This is a genomic window from Salinibacter sp., from assembly GCF_042218895.1.
Lineage (GTDB): Bacteria > Bacteroidota > Rhodothermia > Rhodothermales > Salinibacteraceae > Salinibacter.
In genome coordinates, this window is record NZ_JBDGQQ010000195.1 from 14,700 (window position 1) to 18,975 (window position 4,276).

Consider the following 4,276-nt stretch of genomic DNA (forward strand, 5'->3'; position numbering starts at 1 on the left):
GGAACGGTCTACTGGACCCTCGTGCGGTGGGCACACGGCGTTCTCTTTGCCGGCCAGCTCCGCGCACTCGCCGACTGGGTCGAACAGCGGGCGGCCGAGCAGGACGATTTGTCGTCGCCCGAGCCCGCTCCCGCGGATCCGAAAGGGGCCTGAGGGCAGGACGGAAGGATCGGGGTGGGAGCTGCGACGGGCAGGGGCCCCGGTCCGATGGGAGTCCTTGAGTCGCGAGGCGTGGTTGGTCGGCCCCCTCTCTACCAGCACTTCTTAGTTCAGGCCCCAGATGGCTGCGTTCAGGGCTAGGGCGTAGGTTACCCACGCGAGGTACGGCACCAACAGCCAGCCGGCGGCCGCCCGGATCCGGAAAAACCGGTCGATCGTCCAGGCCAGCGTCCCCCATAGCAGGAGAATGACGACGAGGCCGAGGGCCGGGGACCGTGCCCCGAAGAAGGCAAACGACCACCCTCCGTTGAGGAGAAGCTGCACCCCGAACGCCACCAGTGCCGATCGGACCCGGGCGCGACCGGTGTCACAGCGCCAGATCAGGAAAGCGGCAATGCCCATCAGGGCGTACATGACGGTCCAGACGGGGGCAAACACCCAGTTTGGCGGCGTGAAGCTCGGTTTGGTCAGCGTCGGGTACCAGGTGGTCACCGACGTCTGCGTGGCCCACCCGGCGAGGATGCCTACAGCTTCGCAGAGCAGCACAGCTCCGAGGGCCTTTCCCATGAGCACAAATGTGCCGCGCCAGTCATTAAACATCGGTAGGGCATCGAATTGAGAGGCGATTGCAAGCTCAAGATAGGCAAACGGCCGGACTTTTTCACCAGCCGAGACGAACCTGTCTCCGGCAAGTGAACGCGTCTTCGTCGGGATGCGTATGGGTTCCGGACTCACCGCAGTGAGAACCACTCGTCCCGGTCGGTTCTGTACACCAGGAGACGCCCGAGGAGGAGACGCCCGAGGGGGGACGCGGGTCCTTTTCCACGCCACCGTTGGGCCTTTATGAATAGGTCACCCCAGACGAAGCCCGGCTCTACGCTCTCCACCTTCGATGTCGTGGCCCTCACCGTCGGCGTCGTCATTGGGGCCAGCGTGTTCAAGACCCCGGCACTGGTGGCGGCAAACACGGGCGGAAGCGGCGCCATGCTCCTCGCCTGGGGCCTCGGTGGCGGGGTCTCCCTAGTCGGCGCGCTCTGCTACGTGGAATTGTCGACCGCCTACCCGCACACCGGTGGGGACTACTACTACTTCCAGCGCGCCTTCGGCGACTGGGTCGCGTTCCTGTTTGCGTGGGCCCGTCTGGTCGTCATCCAGACGGGCTCCATCGCCCTGCTGGCCTTCGTGTTCGGCGACTACGCGACCGAACTCTGGTCTCTCGGGTCGTACTCGTCCTCCATCTACGCCGCGCTCGCCGTGGTCGGGCTCACGGGCCTGAACGCGGCGGGGGTTCGGCAGGGGAAGCACGTGCAACGCGGGCTCACCGTTGCCACGATTCTTGGTCTGATCGTCCTCGTGATCGCGGGGCTGTTCTTCGTTCCCGGGTCGGCTTCGGCGGAGGCAACCTCCTCCTCAGCGGGCGGCGGGTCCGGCAGCTTCGGCATGGCGATGGTGTTCGTCCTCTTGACGTACGGGGGGTGGAACGAAGCAGCGTACCTCTCGGCCGAGGTGCGCGAGCTCCGGCGCAACATGATGCGGGGTCTCTTGATCAGTCTCGGCCTGATCACGACGCTCTACCTTCTCGTGAACTGGGCATACTTCGACGGCCTCGGGCTGGCGGGGATGAACGGATCCGAGGTCGTGGCCGCCGACCTGATGCGCGCAGCGTTCGGGGCCCCCGGGGCCCAACTGCTCAGTCTTCTCGTCGTCGCGGCGGCCCTGAGTTCGACGAACGCCACCATTTTCACGGGGGCCCGCACTTCCTTCGCCCTCGGCCGCGATTTTTCTCTGTTTCGGTTTCTGGGACGATGGGATGGGGAGGCTGAAACCCCCGCAAACGCGCTCCTCGTCCAGGGAGGAATTGCCCTCGCCCTCGTGGGCGTGGGGGCCGCCACGCGTCAGGGCTTCGAGTCGATGGTCGACTACACGGCGCCGGTGTTCTGGCTCTTCTTCGGCCTGGCGGGCGCGTCTCTCTTCATCCTTCGCTGGACGGAGCCCGACGTGTCTCGTCCCTTCCGCGTGCCCCTGTATCCATGGACCCCGCTCGTCTTCTGCGGAGCCTGCGTGTACATGCTCTGGTCCAGTCTGGCGTACACCGGCATTGGGGCTTTGCTGGGGGTCGGGGTGCTCGTCGCGGGCCTTCCCCTGCTCCTGCTGCGGCGGCACCGAGACCTTGAATCGAACTCCTAATCTCTCACTGAACCTCACCCCTCATGACCTCCCTCCGGAAATGCACACTGGCCCTTCTGATCCTCGGCCTGCTCGGGGCTGCGGCAGGAACAGTGCCGGGGCACGCGCAGGAGAGGGATACGACCCGCCCTCCGCCCATCGTACCCGGGCTGGAGGTCCCCCTTCAGCCCCAGCAGTCGGACGTCCCGTACGTGCCAACCTCGAAACCAGTCGTGAACCGGATGCTCGAACTGGCGAACGTCGACAGCACCGACGTGGTCTACGACCTCGGAAGCGGGGACGGGCGCATCGTGATTGAGGCCGCCCGGAAGTACGGGGCTCGTGGCGTCGGCATCGAAATCGATCCGGACCTCGTCCAGAAGGCCCGCAAGAAGGCTCGACGAGCAGGGGTGAGTGACCTCGTTGAGTTTCGACAGGGCGACCTTTTCGAGGCAGACATCAGCGAAGCGACCGTGGTGACCGTGTACCTGCTACCTTCCGTCAACAAAAAGCTCCGGCCAAAGCTTTTCCGGCAGCTCGATCCCGGCACGCCGGTGGTGTCCCACGATTTCGACATGGGCGAGTGGACCCCCAAAAAGACCGTCGAGATGGACGGCGATACGGTATACCTCTGGACCATTCCGAGAGAGGTTCCCGAGCAACTGGAAGAAGCCGGGCAGTAGGCCGTCTCTGCACACTCCCGTAACAATCACGCCTCGTCGTACACCTCGCCCGGGTCAAAGATCTTCTTCCCGTCCTCGACGAGGCGCTCCCCCTCGGCCCGGCGGTAGAAGCACGAGTGGAAGCCAGTGTGGCACGCCCCTCCCTCCTGCTGCACCTTGAAGAGGAGCGTGTCGCCGTCACAGTCGAGCCGCACCTCCTCGACGGTCTGCGTGTGCCCGCTCGCCTCCCCCTTTGCCCACCGCTCCTGGCGGGACCGACTCCAATACACCATGCGGCCGCGCTCAAGCGTCTCGCGGAGCGTGTCGGCGGTCATGTACGCCATCATGAGCACTTGGCCGGTCTCAGCGTCCTGGGCGATGGCGGGGACGAGGCCGTCGTCGTCGAAGGTGACGGCGTCGAGAAGGGCGCCGTGTGTTGAGGACGTCATATCCGATAATACCTTGGTGAAGGGCCAGTGCGCCGGTCGAACGTCTCCTTCTCTCCGAATCCGTCCGCCCGACGCCACGTTTACGAAGGGCATTCAACGCGTCGCAGCCTTCCTCCTTCCATGGGCCGCGTGTGGTCTGTACTGGTCCGGCTTCCCCGCCTCCTCTTAATTGGGCTCGTGCGGGCGTACCAGCTTCTCCTATCCCCGCACCTGGGCCGCACGTGCCGGTTTCAGCCCACCTGCTCCAACTACGCGATCCAGGCCATTCAGGAGTACGGGGTGTGGAAGGGCCTCGTGTTGAGCGCCTACCGTCTGCTCCGCTGCCATCCGTGGGGGGGCCACGGCTATGACCCGCCGCGGTGGTTTGGGGAGGACGAACCGACCGACCAGGTCCCTCGCGGGACTGACGCCTGATCATAGCCGTCTCGATTCCGGCCGGACCGACTGCTCGTCGACGGGAGGGACCCTCTGCCACTCGCCGTGCTCCCGAAGACACAGGAACGGACAGTGGATTGCTGTTCCAGGACTCTCCGACGGAGCCTCGGTCCCAACGTGAAGGGGCGAGCCTCCTCTCCCACTCCGGGAGGAATCCTCATTCCAAGGATGCCCGCCACGCCTGATGCCGGAGGCGGACATCGCTGTGCGGATCGGGATGTCTCCGGTCGAGCCCGGAGGTGCCAGTCCTGCCGAAGCACTCAGCCTCGCCCAGCAGGAGGATGGAGGTGCACGAAACGTTTGGATTCTGCGGCGCCGATCCTGATCCGTGCGGGCAAGGCCCGTTGTGCAGATTCACTTTCGCCCAAAAGTCAAAGGTTTTTCTAATTTGAAATTTGGACTTTC

The 4,276-nt window shown here is 65.0% G+C and carries 5 protein-coding genes; 3 read left to right on the forward strand and 2 right to left on the reverse strand.

The annotated features are described in order from the left end of the window. Positions 1–264: 264 nt before the first annotated feature. Entirely contained in the window at positions 265–759 is a 495-nt protein-coding gene (locus ABEL04_RS15810) for a TspO/MBR family protein (RefSeq protein WP_375803369.1), read from the reverse strand. Positions 760–1,002: 243 nt separating this feature from the next. Here ABEL04_RS15810 and ABEL04_RS15815 point away from each other — a divergent pair, with 243 nt between their 5' ends. Further along, the gene (locus tag ABEL04_RS15815; RefSeq protein ID WP_375803370.1) at positions 1,003–2,346 is read left to right on the forward strand and encodes an APC family permease; all 1,344 of its coding nucleotides are present in this window, start codon (positions 1,003–1,005) and stop codon (positions 2,344–2,346) included. Positions 2,347–2,369: 23 nt separating this feature from the next. Continuing rightward, positions 2,370–3,008, forward strand: coding sequence for an SAM-dependent methyltransferase (locus ABEL04_RS15820; protein WP_375803371.1), 639 nt, complete (start codon positions 2,370–2,372; stop codon positions 3,006–3,008). Between the two features lie 26 nt (positions 3,009–3,034). On the opposite strand, the gene hisI is transcribed toward ABEL04_RS15820, so the two are convergent. Beyond that, complete coding sequence (gene hisI, locus ABEL04_RS15825) at positions 3,035–3,436, reverse strand: phosphoribosyl-AMP cyclohydrolase (protein WP_375803372.1); 402 nt, start codon at positions 3,434–3,436, stop codon at positions 3,035–3,037. A 120-nt stretch (positions 3,437–3,556) separates the two neighbouring features. Here hisI and yidD point away from each other — a divergent pair, with 120 nt between their 5' ends. Continuing rightward, positions 3,557–3,850, forward strand: coding sequence for a membrane protein insertion efficiency factor YidD (gene yidD / locus ABEL04_RS15830; RefSeq protein WP_375803373.1), 294 nt, complete (start codon positions 3,557–3,559; stop codon positions 3,848–3,850). Positions 3,851–4,276: the final 426 nt, after the last annotated feature.